General features: G+C 48.3%; 25 protein-coding genes. 23 read left to right on the top strand and 2 right to left on the bottom strand.

Annotated features, from left to right (window positions below; genetic code table 11):
* Positions 1–125: 125 nt before the first annotated feature.
* On the bottom strand, positions 126–1,352 hold the full coding sequence (locus D6024_RS01310) for an acyltransferase family protein (RefSeq protein ID WP_121352401.1): 1,227 nt from the start codon (positions 1,350–1,352) through the stop codon (positions 126–128).
* A gap of 48 nt (positions 1,353–1,400) precedes the next feature.
* Here D6024_RS01310 and D6024_RS01305 point away from each other — a divergent pair, with 48 nt between their 5' ends.
* The 23 genes from D6024_RS01305 (at position 1,401) to D6024_RS01190 (ending at position 24,109) form a co-directional block, all read left to right on the top strand.
* On the top strand, positions 1,401–1,973 hold the full coding sequence (locus D6024_RS01305) for an acyltransferase (RefSeq protein WP_121352400.1): 573 nt from the start codon (positions 1,401–1,403) through the stop codon (positions 1,971–1,973).
* A gap of 139 nt (positions 1,974–2,112) precedes the next feature.
* A complete protein-coding gene (locus D6024_RS01300) occupies positions 2,113–2,577 on the top strand; it encodes a UpxY family transcription antiterminator (protein ID WP_121352399.1) in 465 nt (154 codons plus the stop codon).
* A gap of 77 nt (positions 2,578–2,654) precedes the next feature.
* On the top strand, positions 2,655–3,347 hold the full coding sequence (locus D6024_RS01295) for a polysaccharide biosynthesis/export family protein (RefSeq protein ID WP_162944459.1): 693 nt from the start codon (positions 2,655–2,657) through the stop codon (positions 3,345–3,347).
* A 20-nt stretch (positions 3,348–3,367) separates the two neighbouring features.
* Positions 3,368–5,770, top strand: a complete 2,403-nt coding sequence (locus D6024_RS01290) for a GumC family protein (RefSeq protein WP_121352397.1) — start codon at positions 3,368–3,370, stop codon at positions 5,768–5,770.
* Entirely contained in the window at positions 5,770–6,735 is a 966-nt protein-coding gene (locus tag D6024_RS01285; RefSeq protein ID WP_121352396.1) for an SDR family oxidoreductase, read from the top strand. The genes D6024_RS01290 and D6024_RS01285 overlap by 1 nt, the downstream gene beginning before the upstream one ends.
* 16 nt (positions 6,736–6,751) lie before the next feature.
* Positions 6,752–7,822 carry a dTDP-glucose 4,6-dehydratase gene (rfbB, locus tag D6024_RS01280; RefSeq protein ID WP_121352395.1) on the top strand — a complete coding sequence of 357 codons (1,071 nt, stop codon included), beginning with the start codon at positions 6,752–6,754 and terminating at the stop codon, positions 7,820–7,822.
* Positions 7,819–8,688, top strand: coding sequence for a glucose-1-phosphate thymidylyltransferase RfbA (rfbA, locus tag D6024_RS01275; protein WP_121352394.1), 870 nt, complete (start codon positions 7,819–7,821; stop codon positions 8,686–8,688). Before rfbB ends, rfbA begins: the two co-directional genes overlap by 4 nt.
* An 80-nt stretch (positions 8,689–8,768) precedes the next feature.
* A complete protein-coding gene (locus tag D6024_RS01270; protein ID WP_121352393.1) occupies positions 8,769–9,170 on the top strand; it encodes a sugar 3,4-ketoisomerase in 402 nt (133 codons plus the stop codon).
* A gap of 1 nt (position 9,171) precedes the next feature.
* Positions 9,172–9,594, top strand: coding sequence for a sugar 3,4-ketoisomerase (locus D6024_RS01265; protein WP_121352392.1), 423 nt, complete (start codon positions 9,172–9,174; stop codon positions 9,592–9,594).
* Entirely contained in the window at positions 9,591–10,142 is a 552-nt protein-coding gene (locus tag D6024_RS01260; RefSeq protein WP_121352391.1) for an acyltransferase, read from the top strand. Before D6024_RS01265 ends, D6024_RS01260 begins: the two co-directional genes overlap by 4 nt.
* Before the next feature lie 334 nt (positions 10,143–10,476).
* Positions 10,477–11,211 carry an FkbM family methyltransferase gene (locus D6024_RS01250; RefSeq protein WP_121352389.1) on the top strand — a complete coding sequence of 245 codons (735 nt, stop codon included), beginning with the start codon at positions 10,477–10,479 and terminating at the stop codon, positions 11,209–11,211.
* The gene (locus D6024_RS01245; protein ID WP_121352388.1) at positions 11,208–12,062 is read left to right on the top strand and encodes an alpha-1,2-fucosyltransferase; all 855 of its coding nucleotides are present in this window, start codon (positions 11,208–11,210) and stop codon (positions 12,060–12,062) included. The genes D6024_RS01250 and D6024_RS01245 overlap by 4 nt, the downstream gene beginning before the upstream one ends.
* An 18-nt stretch (positions 12,063–12,080) precedes the next feature.
* The gene (locus tag D6024_RS27540; protein ID WP_121352387.1) at positions 12,081–12,413 is read left to right on the top strand and encodes a WxcM-like domain-containing protein; all 333 of its coding nucleotides are present in this window, start codon (positions 12,081–12,083) and stop codon (positions 12,411–12,413) included.
* Between the two features lie 6 nt (positions 12,414–12,419).
* A complete protein-coding gene (locus D6024_RS01235) occupies positions 12,420–13,526 on the top strand; it encodes a DegT/DnrJ/EryC1/StrS family aminotransferase (protein WP_121352386.1) in 1,107 nt (368 codons plus the stop codon).
* Positions 13,516–14,784 (top strand): O-antigen translocase, encoded by a 1,269-nt coding sequence (locus D6024_RS01230; RefSeq protein WP_121352385.1) that lies wholly within the window; start codon positions 13,516–13,518, stop codon positions 14,782–14,784. The genes D6024_RS01235 and D6024_RS01230 overlap by 11 nt, the downstream gene beginning before the upstream one ends.
* Entirely contained in the window at positions 14,781–15,671 is an 891-nt protein-coding gene (locus D6024_RS01225; RefSeq protein WP_162944458.1) for a glycosyltransferase family 2 protein, read from the top strand. Before D6024_RS01230 ends, D6024_RS01225 begins: the two co-directional genes overlap by 4 nt.
* 7 nt (positions 15,672–15,678) lie before the next feature.
* Entirely contained in the window at positions 15,679–16,677 is a 999-nt protein-coding gene (locus tag D6024_RS01220; protein ID WP_121352383.1) for an NAD-dependent 4,6-dehydratase LegB, read from the top strand.
* A gap of 2 nt (positions 16,678–16,679) precedes the next feature.
* Positions 16,680–17,543 (top strand): NAD-dependent epimerase/dehydratase family protein, encoded by an 864-nt coding sequence (locus tag D6024_RS01215; protein ID WP_121352382.1) that lies wholly within the window; start codon positions 16,680–16,682, stop codon positions 17,541–17,543.
* The gene (locus D6024_RS01210) at positions 17,540–18,637 is read left to right on the top strand and encodes a nucleotidyltransferase family protein (protein WP_121352381.1); all 1,098 of its coding nucleotides are present in this window, start codon (positions 17,540–17,542) and stop codon (positions 18,635–18,637) included. The genes D6024_RS01215 and D6024_RS01210 overlap by 4 nt, the downstream gene beginning before the upstream one ends.
* A 1-nt stretch (position 18,638) precedes the next feature.
* Positions 18,639–19,601 (top strand): glycosyltransferase family 2 protein, encoded by a 963-nt coding sequence (locus D6024_RS01205; protein ID WP_121352380.1) that lies wholly within the window; start codon positions 18,639–18,641, stop codon positions 19,599–19,601.
* Between the two features lie 373 nt (positions 19,602–19,974).
* On the top strand, positions 19,975–21,213 hold the full coding sequence (locus tag D6024_RS01200) for a glycosyltransferase family 4 protein (RefSeq protein ID WP_121352379.1): 1,239 nt from the start codon (positions 19,975–19,977) through the stop codon (positions 21,211–21,213).
* Positions 21,210–22,439, top strand: a complete 1,230-nt coding sequence (locus tag D6024_RS01195) for a glycosyltransferase (RefSeq protein ID WP_121352378.1) — start codon at positions 21,210–21,212, stop codon at positions 22,437–22,439. The genes D6024_RS01200 and D6024_RS01195 overlap by 4 nt, the downstream gene beginning before the upstream one ends.
* Positions 22,436–24,109, top strand: a complete 1,674-nt coding sequence (locus D6024_RS01190; RefSeq protein WP_121352377.1) for a glucosamine inositolphosphorylceramide transferase family protein — start codon at positions 22,436–22,438, stop codon at positions 24,107–24,109. The genes D6024_RS01195 and D6024_RS01190 overlap by 4 nt, the downstream gene beginning before the upstream one ends.
* Positions 24,110–24,122: 13 nt before the next feature.
* On the opposite strand, the gene D6024_RS01185 is transcribed toward D6024_RS01190, so the two are convergent.
* Positions 24,123–25,553, bottom strand: coding sequence for a right-handed parallel beta-helix repeat-containing protein (locus D6024_RS01185; RefSeq protein ID WP_162944457.1), 1,431 nt, complete (start codon positions 25,551–25,553; stop codon positions 24,123–24,125).
* Between the last annotated feature and the right edge of the window lie 55 nt (positions 25,554–25,608).

Here is a 25,608-nt window from a genome sequence, read left to right as displayed (position 1 = left end):
AATTTTTCACCATCTTTTACTTGCATTCCAATAAAACAGTCGGTAGAAAAAACTATTGTTTTGCTTTCTCCTGTCATCCCTCATCTGCCGTCGGGTAAACGCTTCCACCATGAAAGGCGTTTACGCTATACCTTGATGTAAATTCTTTTTTTGTCGAGCCAGTAGCAGATCAGCCACATAAACGTGATGATGGTGAGGGCAAAGAGCAGCGAACCGATACGCGGGTCGCCGGGAACAGCCTTGTACACTTTGTCGTACAAAAAATTCCAGGGATTGGTGTAAACCGTTGCGCCTTTGGCATCCACGCCGTTGGGTATGCGCAACAGCCGGAAACCTTTTGGCAGAAAGGCGCTCAGTGCAAACACAAACAGGGCGTTCTTGCCAAAGACATCGAAAAAGCGGGTCCACCAGGCACGCAGTCCTTTCACTTCAATAAAATAGATAAGGGTGGAAAGGATGGCGGTTGCCAGTCCTGTGGTGACCAGCACATACGAACTGGTCCAGATCTTTTTATTGACAGGAAAGCTGAGGCTCCAGATATAGCCGGCCACCAGGTAAGCCACGGCAGAAATAAAAAGACCGGTAAGAATTTGATAGAGGGGGCTGATCGCCTGTTTGGCCTCGGGGTTCTCCGCCGCAATGGCAAGTTTTGTCCGTTTCAGGATATAGTCGCCCACGAGATATCCAAAGATGACCTGCACAATGGCAGGCAGGGTACTCATTAGTCCTTCGGGGTCGAACGCGATGCCTTCGCCATGATACATGTGCGGCTCGTGCAGGACGGCCATGTCGACGGCATTCCCAAAATAGCCCGTCATGCTATAAGGATCGGCCGGGTTGCCGAGGGTGTAGCAAAGGAGCCAATAAAGCAGGAGAATGATCAGGCCGGCCAGGAACGCACCTCTTGCTTTGAGATAATAGACAATGACGGAGGCAAAAAAATAGCAGAGGGCAATGCGTTGCAATACGCCCAGGATCCGTACCCCAACCACTTTTCCTTCGGTATTGACCCAGGTCCAGCCATTCGCCGCCAGCGCATCGTTTTGCCAGCGCAGAAAAGGCCACCAGTTCAGGAAAAGGCCAATACCGAAAATGAGCAGGGTGCGGCGAATCACTTTTTTCCAAAAACTGGCGTCGCCGGCCGCTTCGAGCCGGGGCATGACAAAAGCCATGGCATTGCCCACGGCAAAAAGAAAGAAGGGGAAAACCAGGTCGGTGGGTGTCAGTCCATGCCAGGGAGCATGTTCCAAGGGACCATAAATATGGCCCCAGCTTCCGGGGTTGTTCACCAGAATCATCAGGCACACGGTAGCCCCGCGAAAGACATCCAGGGAGTAATAGCGTTGTTTCAAAGCAGACAGATTTACCTTAAATGTAGCGAAGTCTTACTTTCGTCCGCCATGAACGAGCAATTCTTTCAGCACCCCACCGCCATCGTCGATGCGGGAGCCGTCATTGGCGCCGGAACCAAAATCTGGCATTTCTGCCATATCATGCCCCGTGCCGAGATTGGGAGCAACTGTATCCTGGGGCAAAATGTGTTCGTGGACAACAATACCCGGATCGGCAACGGCGTGAAAATTCAAAACAATGTATCGGTGTACAACGGTGTGCTGGTGGAAGATGACGTTTTCCTCGGTCCTTCCATGGTCTTTACCAATGTGATCAACCCCCGCAGTTTTATTGAGCGGAAGCAGGAGTTCAAACCCACCGTTGTACGGAAAGGTGCTTCCATTGGGGCCAACGCCACAATCGTTTGCGGAGTGGAAATTGGTGCGTATGCGCTGGTAGGAGCCGGCAGCGTGGTGACGAAAAATGTACCCCCGTTTGCCATGGTCTATGGCAACCCGGCCGAGCAGCGGGGATGGATAAGCAAGGCCGGCCATTCTCTTCATTTTGCCGGCGACACGGCTGCCTGCCCTGGTACTGGGGAACGCTATCGGCTGATAGACAACCGAGTACAGTCGATTTAGTTTTTATAAATAACGCCTTCATTTTCTGCTCATTTTGCTGTTTTTACACTCACACGACCACCCTATATTTGCACCGCCTTAACCAGGCCACCCGGTTGCAATTCACACGTGACTGAGGGGGGCGAAGCCTTGCCGCTATATGAACAATTGGTTTGTCATCAAAACGAGATCCCGCTGGGAGAAAAAAGTGGTTCGGCTGCTTGTACAAAAAGGTATCGATGCTTTTTGCCCGGTGCTCCGGTTAAAGCACCAGTGGAGCGATCGCCTGAAAACCGTGGAAAAGCCTATCCTGAAATCTTATGTTTTTGTGAAAGTGGCCCAGGAACAGCGCACCCTTGTACGTTTAACCGACGGGGTGGTGAATTTTGTGTACCGAAGCGGCAAGCCTGTCCTGGTGAAAGAAAAACTCATCAACAACATCCGCAAGTTTCAGCATGCCCACCCGGCAGTTGATGTGGTAAAAGCGGTGAATTTGCAAAACGGGGGGACGCCGGCAGAGCAGGGAAAACACAAGGCCCCTTCCCTGTGGATCGAAGGCCTGGACCTTTTGCTGGTTCCCCGTCTGTCTCAATCTGAACATATCGAAACAACGACTGATAAATGATAAACATGCGCTTTTTCCCCTTTCCGGTTCTGTTCTTTGCACTTTTCCTGCTGTCGTGCAAAAGCCAAAAATCAGCTATGACCAGCTATTTGCAGCTGATTGATACCTCGCAGCGGGCACTGATCAACCTGGCCGAGCCCCGGATCCAAAAAAACGATCTTCTTTCTATTAAGGTCTATAGTTTAAGCGCCGATCCCCGTACAGATATTCCCTACAACCTGCCGGAAACGGCCGCGCAGGGCGGTTCCGCTTCCACAACCGGGTTTTTGGTGGACGAGAAAGGCAATATCGAATACCCCCGCATCGGTCTGCTGCACGTGGAGGGGCTGACAAAAACAGAACTGGCCCAGCAGGTCCGGGAAAAATTGTCAAATGTCCTGAACAGCCCTTCGGTGATCGTGCGGTTTTTAAATTACCGGGTCACGGTTTTGGGTGAGGTAAAGTCGCCAGGCACATTTTCGATCCCAACGGAGAGGATTACCTTGCTGGAGGCCCTGGGCATGGCCGGCGATGTAACGGAATCCGGCAAACGCGATACGGTAAAAGTGGCCCGTGAAGTGAACGGGCAAATCCAAATTGGCTACGTGCCCTTGACTTCAGGGGATCTGTTTCGTTCGCCTTATTTCCGCTTGCAGCAAAATGATGTCGTCTTTGTAGACCAAACCCGGAGGAAGATACGCCAGCAGGAGCAACAGAGCTTTGCACAGCAACTTGGGATTGCTACGGGCATCCTTGCAACCATTGCACTGGTCATTAACATTATCCGCTAACCGCATAAACAACACAAGGGATGGAGGAGCAAGTACTTCTGCAGAAGCAAAAAGGCAATCTATCGGGACGAAATCTAAAGGAACTTTTTTTTACCTATGTGCGGTTTCTGCCGCTCTATATCATCTTTGTTGCCCTTTCGCTGATTGGCGCATACATCTACCTGCGGTATACAACAGAAGTCTACCGGTCGACGGGACAGATTATGATCAGGGACGAAAAAACGGCGGGTAGCGGGAGCGGCGACAAACTGGATGTGCTGATGCAGACGGATTCCCGCAAAAACGTGCAGACCGAACTGGAAGTGCTGCAATCCCGCCCGGTGATGAACCGGGTCGTGGAAGCACTGAACCTCAATTTCAACTATTCATCAAAAGGCCGCTTCCGCGAAACGAATATTTACAAGGTAGCGCCATTCAGGATCGAGGCCCTGAAAATTGCTGACTCATCGCAAAGTTTTACACTGGATCTTTTTCTTCCCACGCAGCAATCGTTCACCGTCAATGGCTCAAAGGAGCGTTATGCTTTTGGGCAGGTTTTTAAAAACCAGTTTGGAGAATTCCGGATCAACCGGATCAGCCAGGATGCCATCAGTACTGAGTGCCGGATAACCTGGAATCCGACGACCGTGCAGGCGGGTTTGTTGTTGGGTGGGCTGGCCGTTGCTCCCAAGCAAAGCACAGGAATTTTGACCATTTCCATGGAAAGCAGCAGCCCTTATTTAGCGGCTGAGGTGATCAACCGCCTGGTGGAAGACTACAAAGAAATTACGATCGAAGACAAAAATGAAACAAACCGTAAGTCGCTTGTTTTCATCGATGCGACCCTGAAAGAGCGGGAACGGGAACTCGACAGCATTAAGCAGATCTTCGTGGCCTTTCAGCGGGCAAACAATATTGTGGATCCTGGAGCACAGACATCCAATTATTTGGCACGGGTGGAAGATGCGCTAAAATCAGAGCAACAACAACGCATGCTGCTGAATACAGCGAATCAATTATTGGATTATCTCCGCAATGAAGAAACAGCCCAAAGCATTGTGCCATCTTCCCTTGGTCTCTCAGACCCAACGCTGAACGTACTGGTGCTGGGGTATAACAACGCACAGATGGAACGCAAGGAACTGCTCAACAATGCACCTTCGGGCAACGTCATGGTGCAGCAGAAGGCAGAGGAAGTGGAAGTCTTGCGCGGCAAGATTATCGAGAATATAAAAAATATCCGGTCCGCTTACAGTTCGGCCATCGGCACTGTACGCTCAGCGAGTGGCGAGGCCGTCTCACAAATCAGAACATTGCCGAATAAGAAGCAGGAACTAGTCAACATCCAGCAACAACTGGAAAGCAAGGCCGGGATCTACAATACTCTACTGGCCAAACGCGAAGAATCCGCAATTGCCTTGGCCTCCACTATTTCCAATACCAAAGTGCTGCTGGAAGCCACACCCAACCTTGTACCTGTGAAACCCAACCGGCGTAGTACAAAGATCCTGGCGGTGCTCATTGGTCTCGTCATCCCAACCATTATTATTGTAGTGATGGAATTGCTGAACGACAAGATAACCTCCCGTAGCGATATTGAAAAGCTTACTGACGCCACGATTCTTGGCGAAGTGGGGCACTCCTCCGGTGATAAGAACCTGGTGGTAACGGTCAATAACCGAAAGTTTATTGCTGAACAGTTCCGCATCCTGCGCTCCAACCTGCAATACATTTTGCCGCACACCCCAAAACCGGTGGTCATGGTTACGTCTTCGTTTAGCGGCGAGGGAAAATCATTCGTCAGCACCAACATGGGCGCCGTCCTGGCGCTGACCAACAAAAAAACGATCATTCTTGAATTCGACATTCGCAAACCCAAAGTGATGTTGGGCCTGGATTTGCCCAAGCACGCAGGATTGACCAACTACATTTTGGGACAGGCAACACTGGATGAGTTGCCGGTACGGGTGCCAGGCTACGAAAACCTGTTTGTGTTGCCCTGCGGCCCCATCCCGCCCAACCCTTCGGAGTTGCTGCTCGACGCCAAGCTGGACGAATTGTTTGTCTATCTTCGCCAGGCGTTTGATGTGGTTGTTATGGACACGGCCCCTGTTGGCATGGTAAGCGATGCCATGACACTGAGCAAATACGCCGATTGCACACTTTACATTGTACGCCAGGGGCGCACTTTCAAAAAACAGATCCACCTTGTGGAGGAATACAATAGCCAGGGTAAGCTGCCCAAAATTTCTATTGTGCTTAACGACGTGAAGACGAAAGGAGGTTATGGATATGGTTATGGGTATGGTTATGGCTATGGGTATGGCTACGGTGCCGGCTATTTTGAAGACGATGAAACGGAGCCAACAGGTTTGAGCAAATGGTTTGGCTGGCTGGGTTCAAAAAATGGAACAACCACGAAACGCAAAAGCAAAAAAGTATAATGCGCATTTTGATTACCGGGGGAGCCGGGTTTATTGGCTCCAATCTAGTGGAACACCTGTTGCAAAATCCACAGGTTACGAAGGTGCGGGTGCTGGATAACCTCGCAACCGGTTCGCTGAAAAACATCGAAAGCTTCCAGGGTGATCCCAAGTTCGAATTTCTTGAAGGCGATATCCGCAGTTACGAGACCTGCCAGCAGGCCTGCACCGATATTGACCTGATCTCGCACCAGGCGGCCCTGGGCTCCGTGCCCCGTTCCATCAACGATCCGCTGACTTCCAACGACGTCAATATCACCGGTACGCTCAATGTCTTCACTGCAGCCAAAGAAGCCGGGATCAAACGGGTTGTGTATGCAGCTTCCTCTTCTACCTATGGCGATCATCCGGGCCTTCCCAAGCAGGAAGACCGGATCGGCAACCCGCTTTCGCCTTACGCAGTGACGAAGCTGGTAAACGAGTTGTATGCAAAAGTGTATGCAAGCCTGTACGGTATGGAGCTAATCGGGTTGCGGTACTTTAATATTTTTGGCCCACGGCAAAATCCGCAAGGGCCGTATGCTGCCGTTGTGCCGCTTTTCGTCAAAGCCGTCTTGAGCAACGAACCGCCTTTGATCAACGGCTCCGGTGAACACAGCCGCGATTTCACCTACGTGGCCAACGCGGTACAAGCCAACGAACTGGCCCTGTTCACGCAAAACAAGGACGCTGTGAACCAGGTTTACAATATCGCCTGCGGCGAGCAAACCAGCTTGAACGAGCTGTTTGAGATGATTAAAAATGTCGCCGGCAGCGACCTGGCACCCCAATACGGCCCGGAACGCAAAGGCGATGTCAAACACAGCCTGGCCGACATCACCAAGGCCGGCAACCTGCTTGGCTACAAGCCCGGTTTCACCATCCGCGAAGGACTGAAGCCCACGTTTGACTGGTACCGGAAGCAACACCATTTTTCATATTCATAAAAGCCACTCTTCTACCATGAATGAGTCAAAGACCATTGTTATAACGGGCGGGGCTGGGTTTATCGGTTCGCACGTGGTGCGGCTGTTTGTGAACAAATATCCGCATTACCGAATCGTCAACCTCGATGCACTCACCTATGCAGGGAACCTGGAAAACCTGCGGGACATTGAAAACGCACCGAACTACTGTTTTGAAAAAGTAAACCTGCTGGATGCGGGAGCACTCGAACGCCTGTTTGTGCAGTATGCTCCCGACGGGGTCATTCACCTGGCAGCCGAGTCGCACGTCGACCGCTCCATTCTCTCCCCGCTGGATTTTGTCTATACCAATGTGGTGGGAACGGTGAATTTGCTCAATGCTGCCAAAACACATTGGAGCGGCAACTTCGGGGGCAAACTTTTTTACCACGTCTCCACCGACGAAGTTTACGGCGCCCTTGGCGATGAGGGACTCTTTACCGAGAAAACGCCGTACGATCCCCATTCGCCCTACTCGGCGTCGAAGGCCGCATCGGACCATTTTGTGCGGGCTTACCACGACACCTACGGGCTGCCGGCGGTGGTTACCAACTGCTCCAACAACTACGGACCGTATCATTTCCCCGAAAAACTCATCCCGCTTTTCATCAACAACATCATCAACAAAAAGCCCCTGCCGGTGTATGGCGACGGTTTGTACACACGGGACTGGCTTTTTGTCAAAGACCATGCGGCCGCCATCGACCTGGTGTATCACCAGGGGAAAAACGGTGAAACCTACAATATTGGCGGTTTCAACGAGTGGAAAAATATTGAACTGGTCAAGCTGCTCTGCCGCCTGATGGACCAGAAGCTGAATCGCCGGGAAGGCGAGAGCGAAGCGCTCATCACCTATGTAAAAGACCGGCCCGGCCACGACCGCCGCTATGCGATCGATGCCGGCAAGATCAACCGCGAGCTGGGCTGGAAACCAAGTGTAACTTTTGAAGAGGGCCTGAGCCAGACCATCGACTGGTACCTCGAAAACGAAGAATGGCTGAAGCATGTAACGTCCGGCGAGTACCAGCAATATTACCAAACCCAATACACCACGGCGCACGCATCATGAAAGGAATCATTTTAGCGGGTGGCAGCGGTACCCGGCTTTATCCAATTACCAAGGCGATTTCCAAGCAGCTCATGCCCATCTACGACAAGCCGATGATCTATTATCCCCTGTCGGTGCTGATGATGGCAGGCATCAAGGAAATCCTGATCATCACCACCCCCGAGGACAACGCCTCTTTCCGGCGCCTGCTGGGCGACGGCTCGCAGGTGGGCTGCCGTTTTGAGTATGCCATCCAGGAAGTGCCCAACGGGCTGGCACAGGCTTTTGTGATCGGGGAGAGCTTCATCGGTAGGGACAAGGTGGCGCTGGTGCTGGGCGACAACATCTTTTACGGCTCCCGGCTGGGCCGCCAGCTGCAGTCGCTCAACAACATCGGGGGCGGCTACGTGTTTGCCTACGAAGTCTCCGACCCGGAGCGCTACGGCGTGGTCGAGTTCGACGGCGAGCAAAAAGTGCTTTCCATTGAAGAAAAGCCCGCCGCACCCAAGTCCAACTACGCCGTACCGGGCCTTTATTTTTACGACAACGACGTGGTGTCGATTGCTAAAAACCTGCAGCCCTCGGCGCGGGGTGAGTACGAGATCACGGACGTGAACCGGGAATACCTCCGGCGCGGTGCGCTGCATGTGGCCATCCTGGACCGCGGCACGGCCTGGCTCGACACGGGCACCTTTGACAGCCTAAGCGATGCCTCCGAATTTGTGCGGGTGATTGAAAAACGCCAAGGCACCAAGATCGGCTGCATCGAAGAAGTGGCCTACCGCATGGGCTTTATTACGGAAGACCAACTGCGCGAACAAGCCGCCATCCTCATGAAAAGCGGCTATGGAAAATACCTCGAAGAAGTAATTAAAAAAACACGGTAAACAGCCAGCGTTTTTTTCCGGTAGCAATGCTGGAGAGAAATACGCAACAGCGTTTGGCAAGACCTCCAACGATCCGGCCCATGACTCTCGAACATGTCAAATTAATTCAGCTTCCGAAGATCCTGGATGAACGGGGTAACCTTTCGTTTTTCGAAAGCAACAATCAAATCCCGTTTCCGATCCGGCGAACCTATTGGATTTATGACGTGCCGGGCGGAGAGGCAAGGGGCGGACATGCTTACCATAGCCTGCAGGAATTCATCGTGGCACTTTCCGGTAGTTTTGACGTCATACTGAATGACGGAAAAGAAGAAAAGCGGTTTACGCTGAACCGCTCGTATTTCGGCTTGTATGTGCCCAAAATGATCTGGCGTCACATGGAGAGTTTTTCCACCAATTCGCTGGCCCTGATCGTAGCCGATCAACCCTACAATGAAACGGACTACATACGAGACTTTGAGCAGTTCAAACAACTTCACTGATATGCGGCCCAATCCATCTGTATTTGACTGCAGCATTGTGACGCTGCCCAAGATTAAAAACAGGGCGGGCAATATCACACCTGTACACAACTCCCAGGAACTGCCGTTTAATGTCAGTCGTATCTTTTATTTATACGATGTGCCCGGGGGCGAAAGCCGTGGTGCCCATGCACACAAGGAATGTCACCAGTTTTTAATTGCTGCCAGCGGCAGCTTTGAAGTGCTGCTCGACGACGGCCGCACCCAACGGCTCATCCAGCTCAACCGCCCCTATATCGGGCTGCATATACCGCCCATGATCTGGGCCAGCGAGGTCAATTTTTCGTCGGGGTCGATTTGTTTGGTTCTTGCATCTGAACCCTATTCTGCAAGCGACTACATACGAGATTACGAACAGTTTAAACAATTTATTCACGGCTCATGAAAATTCACCCATTAGCTGATGTACAGTCTTGCCAAGTCGGAGAAGGGACAACCATCTGGCAGTTTGCAGTCGTATTAAAAGGAGCGATCATTGGACGGAACTGCAATATCAACTCTCATACCTTTATCGAAAACGACGTTATTATAGGCGAAAATGTAACTATAAAGAGCGGGACATTTATCTGGGATGCCACACGAATCGAGGATGACGTATTCATCGGTCCGAATGTTGTGTTCACAAATGACCTGCGTCCCCGAAGCAAACAACGAATTAACTATCCTATAACCACCATTCAAAAAGGTGCCTCTATCGGGGCTAACTCTACCATCTTAGCAGGCGTCACAGTTGGTGCTTATGCAATGACAGGAATTGCCACTGTGATCACTCGCGACATACCGGCCTATGCATTAGTATATGGTAATCCCGGACGTATTAAAGGATGGGTTGATGAACGAGGCCGGAAGCTTAAGCAAATTGGTGAAGAACATTGGCAAGGAGAAGACGGGTGCCATTATCAGCTTAAAAATTATGTATTGAAAAAAATATGAATATTGCCTTTTATCTTTTACGCCGACAAAACAACAAATTCAACCCGAATCAACCAGGCATTTCAGGATATTTTGGAAAGCAAACGGTATATCCTTGGCCAGCATGTGTAAGGATTTGAAAGCGCTTTTGCTGCCTTCTGTCAGGTGGAACCTTGTGTTGGAGTGAGCAATGGCTTTGGTACGCTGCTGTGTCATTGCCCACCCAGTATTCGATGCATAGAGATTGTCTGCAAGGGATTTTTGAAAAGCAATATTTCTTCCTATCAGAAGTGTCAATGAAAGCATGAGCTATCGTCAAAATCGTATGTTTGTAACCGAACTCTAATTTGTTTCGATGATGAATAACCTGAAACGTGTGTACCGGAAGATTTATGCTTTGGCAAAAGGTGGAAGACCTTATGTTGAGTCCTATGCGCAAACCGGAGAAGATGTCATTACTTACTTTATCTTTAAAAATATTCTTCAAAAACCAACCTTCACGTATTTTGACATTGGTGCTCACCATCCAACTTATTTGAGCAATACGTATCTTTTTTACAAAGCAGGCATGCGCGGCGTTTCCATTGAACCGGATCCAATCTTGCACAGTGAATTAACCATCACAAGACCTGAAGACCGCAACCTGAATGTAGGCGTTTGCTTTTCTCAAAACGACAACGTTGCCGAGAAGCTTGATTTCTACATTATGTCTGTGCGAACCCTGAACACGTTTTCGAAGCAAGAGGCTGAACGGCTGGATGCGGAAGGAACCTATAGAATAAAAGAGGTCAAGAAGATACCAGTCGTTCATATTCATCAGTTATTCCGGGATTACTTTGTGCCGGATTTCCTCTCGATTGATGTGGAAGGCTTGGACTTTGAAATTTTGAAATCCATGGACCTGTCTCAATACAGACCCAATGTTATCTGTGTAGAGACCGCTGAATTCGATCCGGTGCCGCCGGGCAAAAAAGAATACGAGGCCATAGATTATCTTAAGAGCTGCGATTATATCGTTTACGCAGATACATTCAACAACACCATCTTTATTGATCAACAGTACCTGAAATCCCTGTACCCCGCCAAATGATTGTCTCGAAACTATACGGAGGTCTTGCCGGACAAATGCTACAATATGCCCTTGGCCGAAACCTTAGCTTGAAAAACCAAACAGAATTATATCTTGATCTAAGTTGGTATAAGTCAGAAAATCAAAATTCTACTTTTCCCAGAACGTTTAAGTTGGACAAGTTGAACGTCCAATACAAAGAAGTTGATTATTCTCGTTTGTACTGGAAGATAAGAACGATGCACCGGCTCAAAAGCCTGAATCCATTCTCTCTGGTTGTGGTGAAAGAAAAAGATTTTTCGCGGTTTGATCCGTCAATCATTGAAACGAAGAACAACAGTGTGCTGGATGGTTATTTTAACAGCTACAAATATTTTGAGGAAGTCAGAGATTGTCTCTTAAGAGAATTTACACCAAATGAACAGCCAAATCAAAAAAACAGCAGCTGTCTTCACAAAATCAGGGCGACAAATGCGGTAAGCGTCCATTTCAGACGGGGTGATTATGCACTCACTTCATTCCACGGGATGCTCACAAAAGACTATTATGAAGCCGCCATTGATAAAATTTGTAGCCAACTGGCCGACCCTTATCTGTATATTTTTTCTGATGAACCTGAGTGGGTAATTGACAATATCCGGTTCCCATTCAACTATGAGGTTGTCAACTTTAACCGTGATGAAAACAATTACTGGGATATGGAACTCATGAAAAACTGCCGGCACAACATCATTGCCAACAGTGGTTTTAGTTGGTGGGGTGCATGGCTAAATCAAAATCCGGAAAAAACGGTGGTAGCACCAAAAGTATGGATTGCAGAGCAGGAAAGAGAGATGAATGACTTTATCCCCAAAGAATGGATTCGACTTTGATCCAAAAGATTTCTTTAGATGCTTGATCAGGTCAGACGTATACAACTACCTGGAATTTTGGACGAAAGAGGAAACCTTTCATTTTTTGAAAATGAAACCCAGCTATCCTTCTCTTTGGCCCGAACTTTCTGGAAATATGTTGTGCCAGGCGGGGTGGAAGTCGGCGCTTTTGCGATTGTGGGTGCTGGAACTGTCGTTACCAAAAAAGTACTTTCGCAAGCCTCGGAATTGGAAACCCGGCCAGCGCTGTCGGATGACTCAACGAAAAAAGGGATAAATTGCAGGCGGCGGGAAATCACGAGTTCATTGACGCCGGTGGAGAGAAGTATAGCGTATACAATAACAAGTTAGTCAAAAATGAGAGTACCCTTTTTGTCGTTTGCACACGGTAACCGTTTGATCCGGGAAGAAATTCTGAAATCGTTCGAGACATTTTTTGATGAAGGTTGGTATATTTTAGGCAACCGGTTAAAGCAATTTGAAGAGGAGTACAGCGCGTTCAACAAGGTTGCACACACTGTGGGTGTCAGTAATGGCCTCGACGCACTGCATATTGCACTTAGGGCATTGAAGATCGGCGAAGGCGACGAAGTGATTGTCCCCTCTAATACATATATCGCCACAGCGTTGGCAGTATCCTACGTGGGTGCGACACCAGTTTTTGCCGAGCCCAACTTGCAGACCTTTAATATTGATCCGGCCAATATTGAAGCGGCTATCACGTCCCGAACCAAAGCAATAATGCCGGTCCACCTGTACGGGCAGTGCTGCAATATGAAAGCCATTATGGCCATTGCCGAAACGTACAACCTGTATGTTGTCGAAGATAACGCCCAGGCGCAGGGCGCTGCTTTCAATGGGAAGCCGGCCGGCAGCTGGGGCCATATAAACGGCACAAGCTTCTATCCCGGAAAAAACTTGGGAGCCTTGGGTGATGCCGGAGCGGTTACAACCAATGATGAACTGCTGGCGCAGAAAGCGGTAGTGCTGCGGAACTACGGCTCACAAAAAAAATATTTCAATGAAACCATTGGCTTCAATATGCGGCTCGACGAGTGCCAGGCCGGATTTCTGAGTGTTAAGCTCAAATACCTTCCTGAATGGACCGAGATGCGTCAGCAGATAGCAGTCTGGTACAACAATGAATTAAAGGACATACAGGAAGTGGTACTGCCGTACGTTGCTCCTGGCGCCACGCATGTTTACCATCTATATGTCATCCGAACTGCAGCGCGAGACGCGCTGCAGCAGCATCTTTCAAATGCCGGGATCGGAACATTGATTCATTATCCGATCCCGCCGCACCTACAGAAAGCCTACCAATCCTTGGACTTTCAAAAGGGAGACTTCCCGATTGCTGAAGAAATTGCCAATACCTGCCTAAGCCTGCCTTTGTGGATTGGAATGACGCAGCAGGATGTTGGCTTAGTCGCACAGGAAATTAAATCATTTTTTGGCCGGTAAGGACAGGGTTATTGGAATGAATTTTTTAAAAACCTCTTTTTGGGCTTCTCTTTCCACTGGCGTCACCATGTTGTGCGGACTGATTACGACGAAATACGTTGCTGTCATTATTGGACCGCAGGGGATGGCTTATGTGGGACAGTTTACGAATGCCACGATGATGCTGAGCTTTCTGGCATCCGCTGCCTGCGGGTCAGGTGTGGTCAAATATGTATCCGAATACAAAGAAGAGGCGAAGCGGCGGGTAATCATTAGCAGTTCTTTGGCGCTAGTGCTTTCCTGTACATTGGTTGTAAGTCTTGTGTGCATCGTGTTCTCTTATTTTCTTTCAAAGCTTATTTTTGATACGCCGGAATTCACGATTGTCTTTATCGTTTTTGGATCCTTTCTGGTTTTTTCTGTTTTCAACAATATTGTGACTTCGATCTTGAATGCACTTGGCAAGATCCATCAAATGGCTATTTTGAACATCACGATGGCTGTTGCAAACATTGCTTTTCTTTTATTTGGTAAACATTTCTGGGGAATAAAAGGGGTATTGCTGGCCAACATCACTTCTTCTGCTGTCATGTTCTATCTCTTTTATACGATCCTTAAAAAAACTGGTCTTGCCCCTTCCTGGCCACAAATTCGCAAGCCGGATCCCGCCATCATTCGCCTGTTGCTCGGTTTTTCTTTGATGACTGTTGTCAGTGGCATTCTGGCTCCTACTGTTCAACTGTTTATCCGTACAAAGCTCCTGCACAATTTAAATCCATTTGCAGCAGGGCTGTGGCAGGCCAATACCCGTTTGAGTGATTATTATTTGAATTTTGTCTATGCCGTGATGGGCGTCTATTATCTTCCCAAACTGTCGCAATTGAAAGAAAAGGCAGACATCAAAAAGGAGTTGCTGTTGGGATACCTGCGCATCATGCCACTCGTTCTTCTTATAACAATCAGTGTGTGGCTGATGCGTGATCTCATTGTGAAATATCTTTTGTCACATCAATTTATTGAAATGCTCTCGCTAATGAAGTGGCAACTCTTTGGCGACGTTATTAAGATTGCTTCATGGATATTGGCTTATCTGGTCATTGCCAAAGCCATGAAAAAAGCTTTCATCCTTACAGAAATCGGCTTTGCAGTCGTTTCCACGGCGGTGAGCTATGTTTTCATCAATCACTTTGGATTGGTCGGGACTGTTTACGCTTTTTCTTTGAACTCATTTTTATATCTCATTGCACAACTCGTAATTGTCTGGAAGTATATTCTATGAGCCCGGTCATATCTGTTTGTGTATTGTCCTGGAATCATGCACCTTACGTGGTGCAATGCCTGCAATCGATCTGTCAGCAAACATTCAGCAATCTTGAGATTGTATATCTTGATAATCATTCCTCCGATCATACGTTTGACGTGGCGCAGGCGTTTCTGGAAAAACAACATGTTTCGTTTCAGGCTTTTAAAAGGGAAAGTCCCTGTGGTATCGCAGCCAATTTCAACTGGCTGTTGAAACGGGCTCGGGGCCGCTATGCCTGCATCATCTCTGCAGATGACTGGATGGCGGAAACAAACATCGCCGCCAAGGTTTCGAAAATCGCAGCCGATGATACCATTGCCGTTGTTTATTCGGAGGCGTTTACATTTTATGATGATACGCAAGAGTTAGTTGAGCAAAGAGGCGAAAGACGCTACGAAGGGTATGTGTTCGATGAACTGATCAAAGGGAACTTTCTTGTGGCACCAGGTGTGTTGCTGGATGTAACAAAGGCCCATGAAGTGGGTGGTTTCAACGAAGATTTGCTGATTGAAGATTGGGATTTATGGATCCGGTTGAGTCAGCGATACAAAATCGGTTTTGTAAATGATTTCTTGGTATACTATCGACGACATGCAAGCAACATGTCACAAGCGAGCAATCCAACGTACATCCAGGGAATGCTTCAGACTATTGAGAGGTACAGAGACCACCGGTACTACAAGAGCGGCAAGCAGGAGATCGTCTACCAGCAGTTTCTGCACCTAACACGGGAGCGGCCTGGTTTAAAAAACATTTTTGATACGCTGAAAGTTCAGGATGGATCCGTTTACCGGTTTGCTATTCTGAAGCACAATTTTCTGAAACTCTTCGGGCTTCTCCGAAAGCCTAAAGTAACGCACTGAATTAATTATGGACCTGTTAAATAAAAGAGTTCTCGTTACCGGCGCCGACGGATTCATCGGAAGCCACTTAGTAGAAAGACTATTAGCTGAAGGCTGCAAGGTCAAGGCATTTTGTTATTACAATTCGTTCAACTCCTGGGGCTGGCTCGATACGTTAACAGCAGAGAAACGCCAGCAAATCGATGTCTTTACGGGGGACATCAGGGACCCCAACGGCGTACGGACTGCATTGAAGGGTACGGAAGTCGTCTTCCACCTCGCCGCCCTGATTGCGATTCCTTATAGTTACCATTCGCCAGATTCGTATATTGATACCAACATCAAAGGTACCCTCAACATTGTACAGGCTGCAAGGGACCTTGGCATCGAGCGGGTCCTGGTAACCTCTACGTCCGAAGTGTACGGAACAGCACAATACATTCCCATCAACGAAAAACATCCGCGGCAGCCACAATCACCGTATTCCGCCTCCAAGATTGGAGCGGATTGCATTGCAGAATCATTTTACCGGAGCTTCAACCTGCCGCTTACTATCGTGCGACCGTTTAATACCTTTGGTCCACGCCAATCGGCAAGAGCCGTAATCCCCACGATTATCACCCAGTTATTGAACGGTTATTCCACCATCCAACTGGGCGACCTGTCGCCGACCCGAGATCTTCTTTACGTAAAAGATACTGTCAGCGGTTTTGTGGAAATAGCCAAAGCAGATTCGTTGATTGGCGAAGATTGCAACATTGCCACACAGTCCGAGATCAGTGTCAAAGATGTAGCACAAACGCTGATCGACATCATCAATCCGAAAGCCAACATTGCGACAGACAATGACAGGCTTCGACCTGCAAAGAGCGAGGTGTTCCGCCTTTATGGGTCAAATGAAAAACTAAAGCAACATACCCTCTGGCAGCAGGAGTATAGTTTCAAGGCAGGCCTGGAGGAAACGGTCGCGTGGTTCCGGCAGCCAGAGAACATTCACCAATACAAGGCTGGCATTTATAATATTTAACCGTGAGAGTAGCCGTTACCGGGATCGATGGCTTTTTGGGCAGCTATGTAAAAACCCTGCTGCATGAACAGGGAATCAACATCATTCCTGTGAGCAGAAGGACCGGCCATGACATTCGGCAGATTGAGTCGCTGGGGGGAATACCGCCCTTTGATGTGCTGGTTCATCTTGCTGCCGTTTCTTACGTGCCCGACTCGTATACAAAGCCGCATTTTTTTTATGATACCAATGTCAACGGCACCTTGAACATGCTGGAACAGGTGCGCCGCTGCAGGGCAAGGATGGTTTACGTCAGCTCGTATGTTTACGGACAACCACTTTACCAGCCTATTGATGAAAGACATCCGGTGCAACCATTCAATCCCTATGCCCAAAGTAAGGTGCTCGCAGAAGAGCTTTGCCGAGCGTATCACCGCGATTTTGACGTTCCCTGCACCATTCTCCGTCCTTTTAATATTTATGGCTTAGGGCAAGCCGAACATTTTCTTTTACCCAAACTGGTTTCGCACCACATCAAGAATGAAGAAGTGACTGTCTTTGATGTTCGACCGAAAAGAGATTATGTGCATGCACGGGATGTTGCCAAAGCAATTTTACTGGCAACAACCGATGAAGGTACCGGTTGCGAGATTTTTAATCTTGGCGGCGGAATCAGCTACTCCATTCCTGAAATTGCACAGCTGTTACAAGCGCTGACCGGGAAAGCGTTACGTCTGAAGACTGTGGATCAGCGGCGGCCTGCCGAAATTCTCGACACCATTTGCAACAATGCCAAGGCAAAAGAAAAACTGTGCTGGCAACCGTCTGTTACCTTTGAACAGGGACTTGAGGAGATGTTGGCAACAAAGGGCAAAGTTTCCATATGAAAGAAAACAAAGAAAGGATACGGGAGATCACCATCGCACCGCAAACCAGCATTCTAACCGCATTGAAAAAAATGGATGAACTGCAGGCAAAGCTATTATTGGTGATGGATGACAAGCAATTTGTGGGCCTTTTAAGCATTGGGGACATACAAAGAGGTATTATTAAGAATGTTTCCGTTGATGCTCCGATCGGTAACATCATTCGCCAAAATGGTATATTGGTAGCAAAGCCTGATGAAGACTTTGAGATCATCAAAAACCGCATGCTTCAGTACCGCACAGAGTGTATGCCCGTAGTAAGTGAAGGAGCAACTTTAGAACGTGTCTATTTCTGGGAGGAGGTTTTTGGTTACGATAAAAAGATTCCTAGCGCCGATCTGGGCTTACCTGTCGTGATTATGGCCGGCGGCAAAGGTTCTCGCCTGAAACCCATTACCAATGTGCTGCCCAAGCCCCTTATTCCAGTCGGGGACAAAACGATTTTGGAGCACATTCTCGATCGTTTTGTCGCTGTTAACTGCCATTCTTTTGTGATGACGGTAAATTACAAAGCGGAAATGATCCGGCACTATTTCGACACGCTGAACAACAGCCAATATCAACTGGAGTACATCCACGAAGAGAATTTTTTAGGTACAGCAGGCAGTCTGTACTTGTTAAAAGGGAAAATCACGAAACCCTTTTTTGTGTCGAATTGCGATATTATCATCGATTGTGATTACTCGGAGATTTACAAGTACCACCAGGAGAATAAAAACGAGATTACCATTGTGGGGGTATTAAAGCATTATCCCATCCCCTATGGTGTACTGGAAACCAAGGAGGGAGGCATGCTGCAAAGTATTCAGGAAAAACCGGAGTATACGTTCAAGATCAACTCCGGTATGTATATCCTGGAAGCGCATCTCCTGGACGAAATTCCTGAAAATCAGCATTTCCACATTACAGAGTTGATTGAGAAAGTCAGGTTGCGGAATGGACGAATAGGTGTCTTTCCCGTTAGCGAAGGAGCATGGATGGACATTGGTGAGTGGAGTGAATACAACAAAACGGTACAAAAACTCGGCTTTAAAGACATTGTTTCAATCCGCTAACATGAACAAACCGCTTGTTTCTGTATTGATGACGGTCTACAACGCAGAGCCCTTCATTGCCAAGGCCATCCAGAGTGTGTTGGAGCAAACATATGCCAATTGGGAACTTCTAATTCTCGATGATGTTTCCAGCGATAACACAAGAGAGGTGATTGACTCGTTTACTGACAAAAGAATAAAGCGGATCTACAACCCGAAGAACATCGGTTATGTGGCTTCTAAGAATGTTTTATTAAAGCAGTTTGCGGGTGAATACGCCTGTTTTCTCGATGCCGATGATTGGATGGCAAAAGAGCGTCTCGAGGTTCAGCTTGCACAGTTCTTTATCCACAACGGTTTGGGTGCTTGTATGTGTAACTACTGGCGTGTGCAGCCGGACGGAACATGCGTAAAAATGGATTTTTATCCTTCCAGCCGTTTTATCGTTACAGCGAATGAAGAAATGGTTTTTGCCGGCGCCGGAATCATGTTCAGCCGCACGGTCGTAGAATCCGTTGGTGGCTTTGAACCGTATTTCGATCGATTATTAGGTGACGACAGCTATTGGGCTTTTCGGGTTGCAGAAAAATTCCCTTTCTATTATTTAAATCAGGCTCTTTACTACTACCGTGCAAACGAGAACTCCATTACCGCCAGTTTCAATAACATGCGTAAACTCACTATTGTGTGTTTGCTAAAAGAGCTAAAGGAACAGCGCCTGAAGTCCGGTACCGACTGGCTGGAAGTAAAGCAATATGACAAGGCCCTGGCCTATGAGCAGGCTTTGATAAGGGACAAAAAGTGGTTGGCTGAAAAATACCGGCAGGCGGCGGCTGTTCGTCTCGACTACAAGGACAAAAGATCTGCCAAAGCGTTTCTGATCAAGTCATTCAAAAACAATCCTTTTAGTCTCAATTTTTATCGTACGCTTATTTATTATTTCAAGTACAATAGGGTATTGAGTGAAAACAACATAAGCGCATAAGACTTTTTTAGCTACGCATCGGATAGTATTTAGGAAAACTACCCCGAAGAACTTTGTCTCTATGAAGATTTCGATTGTGGCTGGCACAGCATCTCCTGGTAGGACCTAAACATTTGCGTTGCGTTTGTCAAATGGTCTTGAAGGTCGTTCGCATGAATTGCTGCTTTGTGTACAGCGAAAAGATTTTTGATAGACCGGGAGGTTAAGGTAGAATGTTGACACGCTTTTGTTCCGCCCGGCAGCAGAACTGCTACAACGTCTTTACACAAAAATGGAGTCAGCTTTCTTGCCGATTAGGTCTATACACTAAAGCAGATTGAGAAAGTTACAACAAAGTCCTGGCTAACAACTGTAAGAAGTAAGGACTTTTTGGATGATAAAAAAACGAATCGTGTTTTTGCAGATGCGGTTCACGACCATACCGGTTACCATGATGAATATTTTGATTGCAACCGAGACGCTGGTGGTTGGCGGGGCGGAGACGTTTGTCGTGCGGTTGTGCAATGAACTGAGCTTGTCGCATTCTGTAGCCCTTTTTGTGGCGCACAGCGAAATGATCAGGGAAGAACTCGTCCAACAGCTCCGGCCGCAAGTGAAACTTTTTCCGTGTTTTATTGCGGCGCGACGAGTAAAACAAAAAGCCGACAGCGGATTCCGAAAACTACGTATAGATTTTTCCCTGGAAGACAAAGAAATACTAACGGCTGCAAAAAACGTCGTGGCGGCGTTCCGGCCCGACGTGGTGCACTCGCACTTGTTCAAAACGGATCATCTGTTTGCCCGGCTGAAGAAGTTCCACGGGTTTTCGTTTCGACACGTTACAACGATCCACGGCGACTATTCTTCGTTTTACCACGGCGAAGGCAATGCAAGGATGTTGCACCTCCGGGAAAAAATGCAGTTTACCGTTGCCTGCCTGGATGTCTTGGCTTGCCTGTGTGAAGAACACCGTGCGTTTTTTGAAACACAGTTCCCCCAGGCGACCGGTTCGAAATTGCACCTGATCTACAATGGCTACAAACCGGCCGACGAAGCCTATCAAACGCAAACAAAGAGGATGCTGGGACTGCCCGAAAACATCCTGCTGATCGGGATGGTTTCCCGTGGTGTCCCTAAAAAGGGCTGGGAAAAAGCGATTGCTGCCTTTCAGCAGGCATCGCTAGCCAATGCCGTTTTGGTGTTGGTGGGCTGGAGCGATTACATGGCCGGGCTGAAAGAAAAGTATGCTTCTTCCAACATATTGTTTGCAGGCTTTTCGGCCAACCCCTTGCACTACATTCAACATTTTGATTTCTGTCTCCTGCCTACCCTGTTCCCGTACGAAAGTTTGCCGACTGTAATCATGGAGTATTTGTTCTGCAGGAAGCCTGTTATTGCCACACATGTTGGCGAAATAAAAAAAATGATCACTGATCGCAACGGGAATGAAGCGGGCCATCTGCTCGACTTTTTCAACGGTGACGTTTCGGTTGCGCAACTTGCCGAAAGCATGCAGAAACTGGCCGGTGAGGAAACACGAAAAGCATTTGCCGAGGTAGCGGGTGGCGCTTTTGAAAAATTTCGTATGGACAATTGTGTCCGGTCTTATCTCAATCTATACCAGTCTGCATGACCGTGAAGCGAAAGAATATACTGATGCTCATTACACAAATGAGCATGGGCGGAGCCGAAAGGGTCTTTTATGACCATGCAGAAGCTTTTTCTGCGGAACACAACGTTATTGCCTGCGTGTTTACAATGGCTGGTTTCGAGCCTGCTTTCCGGAGCCATTACCCTGTGCTTGAACTGGATGATCAACCTGTAAAGGGTAGTTTGCAACGGTTTCAATACCGGAAAAAAAGGCTGGAAACATTGGTAAAAGAACACCGGATAGACGTTTGCATCAGCCACATGGAGGGTGCAAATATCCTACTGTGCTGGAGCCGCCTGGGAAGTTGTAAAAAAATAATTTGTATTCACGGTTCAATAAAAGGCGATAGCGGGAAACATGCGCTGAAAAAGGCGATCCTCAACAAAGCTGTTTTGCCCCTCAGTTACCGGCGGGCCCGCAGCATTGTGGCGGTGAGCAGGGCAATGCAGGAAGAACTGATATCAATCGGGCTTCCGGCTGCGAAAGTCATTGCCATCCCCAATTTCTTTGACCTCGGTCGGATCGAAGCATTGAGCAGGGAGCCATTAGATACGTTTGCACCAATATTCGAAGCAGGAGAGGTGCTAATTCATGTCGGGCGGTTGAGCCTTCAAAAAAACCAGCGGGTGCTGGTCGACGTGATGCATGGATTAAAGGAAAAGGGCATCCGCAAAAAGCTTTGTATTGTAGGGGAAGGGCCGTTGAAAAGCGATCTTTTGCAGTACGCGAAGGAGCGGGGCCTATCCGTTTATGATCATGAAACCAGTGATGTGCCGGCAGGCGAAAGGGATATTTATTTTTTGGGTAAGCAAACCAACCCGTATCGGTTCATGGCCCGTGCGCAGGCTTTTTTGTTAAGTTCTTTTTTTGAAGGCTTTCCGCTGGTGCTTGGTGAATCACTTGCTTGTGCAACGCCTGTCATCGCTGTCGATTGCGAAACCGGGCCCCGGGAAATTCTGAGCGATGATGGCTCGTTTCGTCCGCAAAATAAAACGTATTCCGATAGCGTAGCGTGCGGCATCCTGGTGCCCGATTTTTATACAAACTCCCTCAGTCCTGCTCAAAAAAACACTTGGGTCACGGCTATTGAAACGCTTTCCGACCAACCATGGTATGCAGCTGTGAAGCAGGCATGTCGCCAGAAAGTGCGCCAATACAGCCAGGAAGTGATCGTTGAAAAATGGCTGCAGTTGATAGATAACGTATGAAGAAAACTGAAAAACTTCGTCTGGGGGTCATGTGTCTTGGTCAGGCGTTGCCGGACTGGCAAAAGCGCTGTATCGACAACATGCTGGCGACCGGCCATGTGGAATTGAGCCTTGTAATTTTGGATGCTCCTGAAAACTACCCGTCGACGTCCTCCTGGAACAAGGTCAGGCATATTGAATCTTCGAAGCTCCTGTTTACTGCCTATACAAAAATTCTGTACAAGCCTCGTTCAGTTGCAACACAGGATGCATCGTCCCTTTTTGCGGATATTCCTGTTATTTCCTGCGTTGTTCAGAAAAAAGGGAAGTACTCGCAATACTTTTCCACCGACGACATCCAGGTTATTCGCTCTTATCAACTGGACATCATTCTTCGTTTTGGCTTTAATATTATACGGGGTGAAATCCTGAAGACTGCCACGTACGGCGTGTGGTCGTTTCACCATGATGACGAGATGAAATATCGCGGAGGGCCACCCTGTTTTTGGGAAATTTACCGCGGTGACCCGGAGACCGGCGCTGTTTTGCAAAAGCTAACGGATAAACTGGACGGCGGCGTGGTGCTAAAAAAAGGCATCTTCCGGACCAAGCGTTATTCTTACCAAAAAAACGTTGACCAGGCTTATTACGAAAGTGCCAAGTGGCCGGCCTGGGTGTGCAGGGACATTGTAAACGGAAGCGCGGCTTACATCGGCAATCCGCCCACTCCCACGCAGGCGCCCATTTACCGGTACCCAACCAACAGCCAATTTTTCCGTTTTGGCTGGATCCTTTTCGCCAATTTTTTGCGACATGTGTATTTCCGGCTGTTTGTCATGCAGCGCTGGAATGTTGCCCTGCTCAAAGGAAATATGGCAATGCTGCAAACGACTCCGCACAGTCTGCCCAGGACATTTTTAAAACAGAGAAATAAACACAGTTTCAATGCCGACTGCTTTGGCGCAGCTACAGAGGAAGGCATCGCTGTTTTTTATGAGGAACTGGATTACAGCAAGCAGGGGAAAGGCGAAATCAAACTGGCGAAGTTTGATCGGGGAGGTAAGGAAATCGGCTATGCGATTCCGGAAGGACTGGATATCCAGACCCATGCATCCTATCCCTATTTGTTTCGCGAAAATGGGGCAGTTTTTATGATCCCTGAAACAGGTGCGGCTAAAAAAGTATCGCTTTTTCGTTCCGAGGAGTTTCCTGCACGGTGGACCTGGGAAGCGGATTTGTTGAAAGGACAGGCCATTTCAGATGCTACGTTACTTCATCACCAGGGAATGTATTGGCTCTTTTTTACCATACACAGCAACCAATTTGACGCTGACCTCCACCTTCATCTTGCGTACAGCACCAGCCTGGGAAATGCATTTACCTCCCATCCGCAAAATCCTGTCAAAATATCTGCCCGCTCGGCTCGGCCGGCCGGCACACCCTACCTTGACCCCGATGGAAACCTGATCCGCCCGGCACAAAATTTCTGCCGTACATATGGTGGCAGTGTGGTCTTAAATAAGATTACCACCCTGTCGACAACCGACTATGCCGAAGAGGAAATTGGCGAGGTAAAGCCGTTCGATTCGTATTACAAGGACGGCCTGCATACAGTTGCCGTTGTCAACGACGATTTCCTTTTGGTTGATATGAAACGGCACGTTTTCCGTCTCCTCGCACACAGGCACTGAACCACCTTATTGTTTACTTCCAGATGGTTTTATTCCCGCCCGCATCCACATTAAACGCCTCGCAACAATCATTCAGACCGTTGCCATTCAATTTTGCTTTTGGGTTTTGAAATTCAAACGTGGTGTTCCGGTAGCGAACACCCCTGAATATGGCCGAATAATCGTGGGGTGCAAAACTGGCTTTGGAAATAATCCGGCACCCATCAAACTGGTATTTTTCTTCCGGTTTTAATATTGGTGAGATCGAAAGCCAGAATAACTTTTTCTTGTTAGCTACCATTGTACAGTTGATAAAGCTAACGCGGCGCATGCCGTTGCTCTCAATTAAAAAATTTCCGAATGGTTCTTTGGCCTGGTAAGCCTTGTCCTCGAACCAGCAATCGATGAATTTCGTTGCTTCTTTCTCCGTCGATGCATTGTAACCATGCACAATGGACCCGTAAAGATTGCATTTCCTGAATGTGAAGCCGGGTTTGTTGACCCACACCGACCAGTTCTCTACGCCCCAAAAGGTACAGGATTCAAATTCGCAATCACTGCTGTTGCCCGAATCGGCCACGAGTGCACATCCCTTGTTGTTGGTGAATTCGCAGTTCTTGAACTTTCCGTTTTTCACAGGGCCATACTCCGCTTCGATGTCAACGCCGGCGCCGGGTGCAGAATTGAATGCGCCCTGGCCGGTATGGTTGAATGCGCAATTTTTTACCTTCAAATCGTTGCCCCCGATCCACGATAAGCCCTGCCGGCTGTTGTACTCAAACCGGCTGTCGTTGATCTCAATGTCATCGTCCTTTTCTGCAGCTTTGTTGGCCACACAAATTCCATCGAGTGCAAAGTGGTGAGCCCAAACCGTCTTTATGTTCACCGACCGGCTGTTTTGAATAAACACACCATAATGGGGCAGTTGCCGCCCGACGTCGCCATAGGAACCACCCAGGACAAATGTTTTGCTATTGCCATCCAGTTCAAGGCCCGATACCGTTACATTTTCGCTTTGGTCAATAAAAATGCAGTGCCCGATCATGGCCGCGTAAGCCCAGTTGACGAAATATCCTTTTGCCACGTATGGCAACCCGGTTTCCGGTTCAAAAGACCCGAACTTTAAACCGGGAGTGTATTTCAGCGTTGCCCCCTTTGCACCTTCAATGGCGAAGTTTTTTACATTGGTGAGATGCAACACATCGTGTCCTTCAAAAGCCGGTTTCCCGTTTTTACCACGGGTGAATTCCTGTTTGCCAACGATGTAAACACCTTTGGGGATCACCAGTTTGCCCTGTCCTTTGCGGTTGTTGAAAAACTGCGCCGCCAGTTCAAACGCTGCCTGGTCGTTGGTTTTGCCATCGCCTTTGGCGCCGAAGGAGGTAATTGTCCGAATGGAAAAGTTTTGGGCATGCACACCACTGGCCAGCAGGAAGAAGGCGAAAAAGAAAACGTATGGTTTCAACAAAACTGATTTTTGCTAAAAGTAGTTTTTCATCACCTTCGCGGCTTACAACAGT

The organism is Flavisolibacter nicotianae (assembly GCF_003628535.1).
GTDB lineage: Bacteria > Bacteroidota > Bacteroidia > Chitinophagales > Chitinophagaceae > Flavisolibacter > Flavisolibacter nicotianae.
The sequence above is the reverse complement of the archived record's forward strand: the minus strand, read 5'-3'. Positions and strand labels throughout refer to the sequence as shown.

What these genes read in the sequence shown, in the direction of transcription:
- D6024_RS01305 (WP_121352400.1), top strand. Translation starts at nt 1,401, where the DNA reads ATGAACGAGCAATTCTTTCAGCACCCCACCGCCATCGTCGATGCGGGA.
- D6024_RS01300 (WP_121352399.1), top strand. Translation starts at nt 2,113, where the DNA reads ATGAACAATTGGTTTGTCATCAAAACGAGATCCCGCTGGGAGAAAAAA.
- D6024_RS01295 (WP_162944459.1), top strand. Translation starts at nt 2,655, where the DNA reads ATGACCAGCTATTTGCAGCTGATTGATACCTCGCAGCGGGCACTGATC.
- D6024_RS01290 (WP_121352397.1), top strand. Translation starts at nt 3,368, where the DNA reads ATGGAGGAGCAAGTACTTCTGCAGAAGCAAAAAGGCAATCTATCGGGA.
- D6024_RS01285 (WP_121352396.1), top strand. Translation starts at nt 5,770, where the DNA reads ATGCGCATTTTGATTACCGGGGGAGCCGGGTTTATTGGCTCCAATCTA.
- rfbB (WP_121352395.1), top strand. Translation starts at nt 6,752, where the DNA reads ATGAATGAGTCAAAGACCATTGTTATAACGGGCGGGGCTGGGTTTATC.
- rfbA (WP_121352394.1), top strand. Translation starts at nt 7,819, where the DNA reads ATGAAAGGAATCATTTTAGCGGGTGGCAGCGGTACCCGGCTTTATCCA.
- D6024_RS01270 (WP_121352393.1), top strand. Translation starts at nt 8,769, where the DNA reads ATGACTCTCGAACATGTCAAATTAATTCAGCTTCCGAAGATCCTGGAT.
- D6024_RS01265 (WP_121352392.1), top strand. Translation starts at nt 9,172, where the DNA reads ATGCGGCCCAATCCATCTGTATTTGACTGCAGCATTGTGACGCTGCCC.
- D6024_RS01260 (WP_121352391.1), top strand. Translation starts at nt 9,591, where the DNA reads ATGAAAATTCACCCATTAGCTGATGTACAGTCTTGCCAAGTCGGAGAA.
- D6024_RS01250 (WP_121352389.1), top strand. Translation starts at nt 10,477, where the DNA reads ATGATGAATAACCTGAAACGTGTGTACCGGAAGATTTATGCTTTGGCA.
- D6024_RS01245 (WP_121352388.1), top strand. Translation starts at nt 11,208, where the DNA reads ATGATTGTCTCGAAACTATACGGAGGTCTTGCCGGACAAATGCTACAA.
- D6024_RS27540 (WP_121352387.1), top strand. Translation starts at nt 12,081, where the DNA reads ATGCTTGATCAGGTCAGACGTATACAACTACCTGGAATTTTGGACGAA.
- D6024_RS01235 (WP_121352386.1), top strand. Translation starts at nt 12,420, where the DNA reads ATGAGAGTACCCTTTTTGTCGTTTGCACACGGTAACCGTTTGATCCGG.
- D6024_RS01225 (WP_162944458.1), top strand. Translation starts at nt 14,781, where the DNA reads ATGAGCCCGGTCATATCTGTTTGTGTATTGTCCTGGAATCATGCACCT.
- D6024_RS01220 (WP_121352383.1), top strand. Translation starts at nt 15,679, where the DNA reads ATGGACCTGTTAAATAAAAGAGTTCTCGTTACCGGCGCCGACGGATTC.
- D6024_RS01210 (WP_121352381.1), top strand. Translation starts at nt 17,540, where the DNA reads ATGAAAGAAAACAAAGAAAGGATACGGGAGATCACCATCGCACCGCAA.
- D6024_RS01205 (WP_121352380.1), top strand. Translation starts at nt 18,639, where the DNA reads ATGAACAAACCGCTTGTTTCTGTATTGATGACGGTCTACAACGCAGAG.
- D6024_RS01200 (WP_121352379.1), top strand. Translation starts at nt 19,975, where the DNA reads ATGATAAAAAAACGAATCGTGTTTTTGCAGATGCGGTTCACGACCATA.
- D6024_RS01195 (WP_121352378.1), top strand. Translation starts at nt 21,210, where the DNA reads ATGACCGTGAAGCGAAAGAATATACTGATGCTCATTACACAAATGAGC.
- D6024_RS01190 (WP_121352377.1), top strand. Translation starts at nt 22,436, where the DNA reads ATGAAGAAAACTGAAAAACTTCGTCTGGGGGTCATGTGTCTTGGTCAG.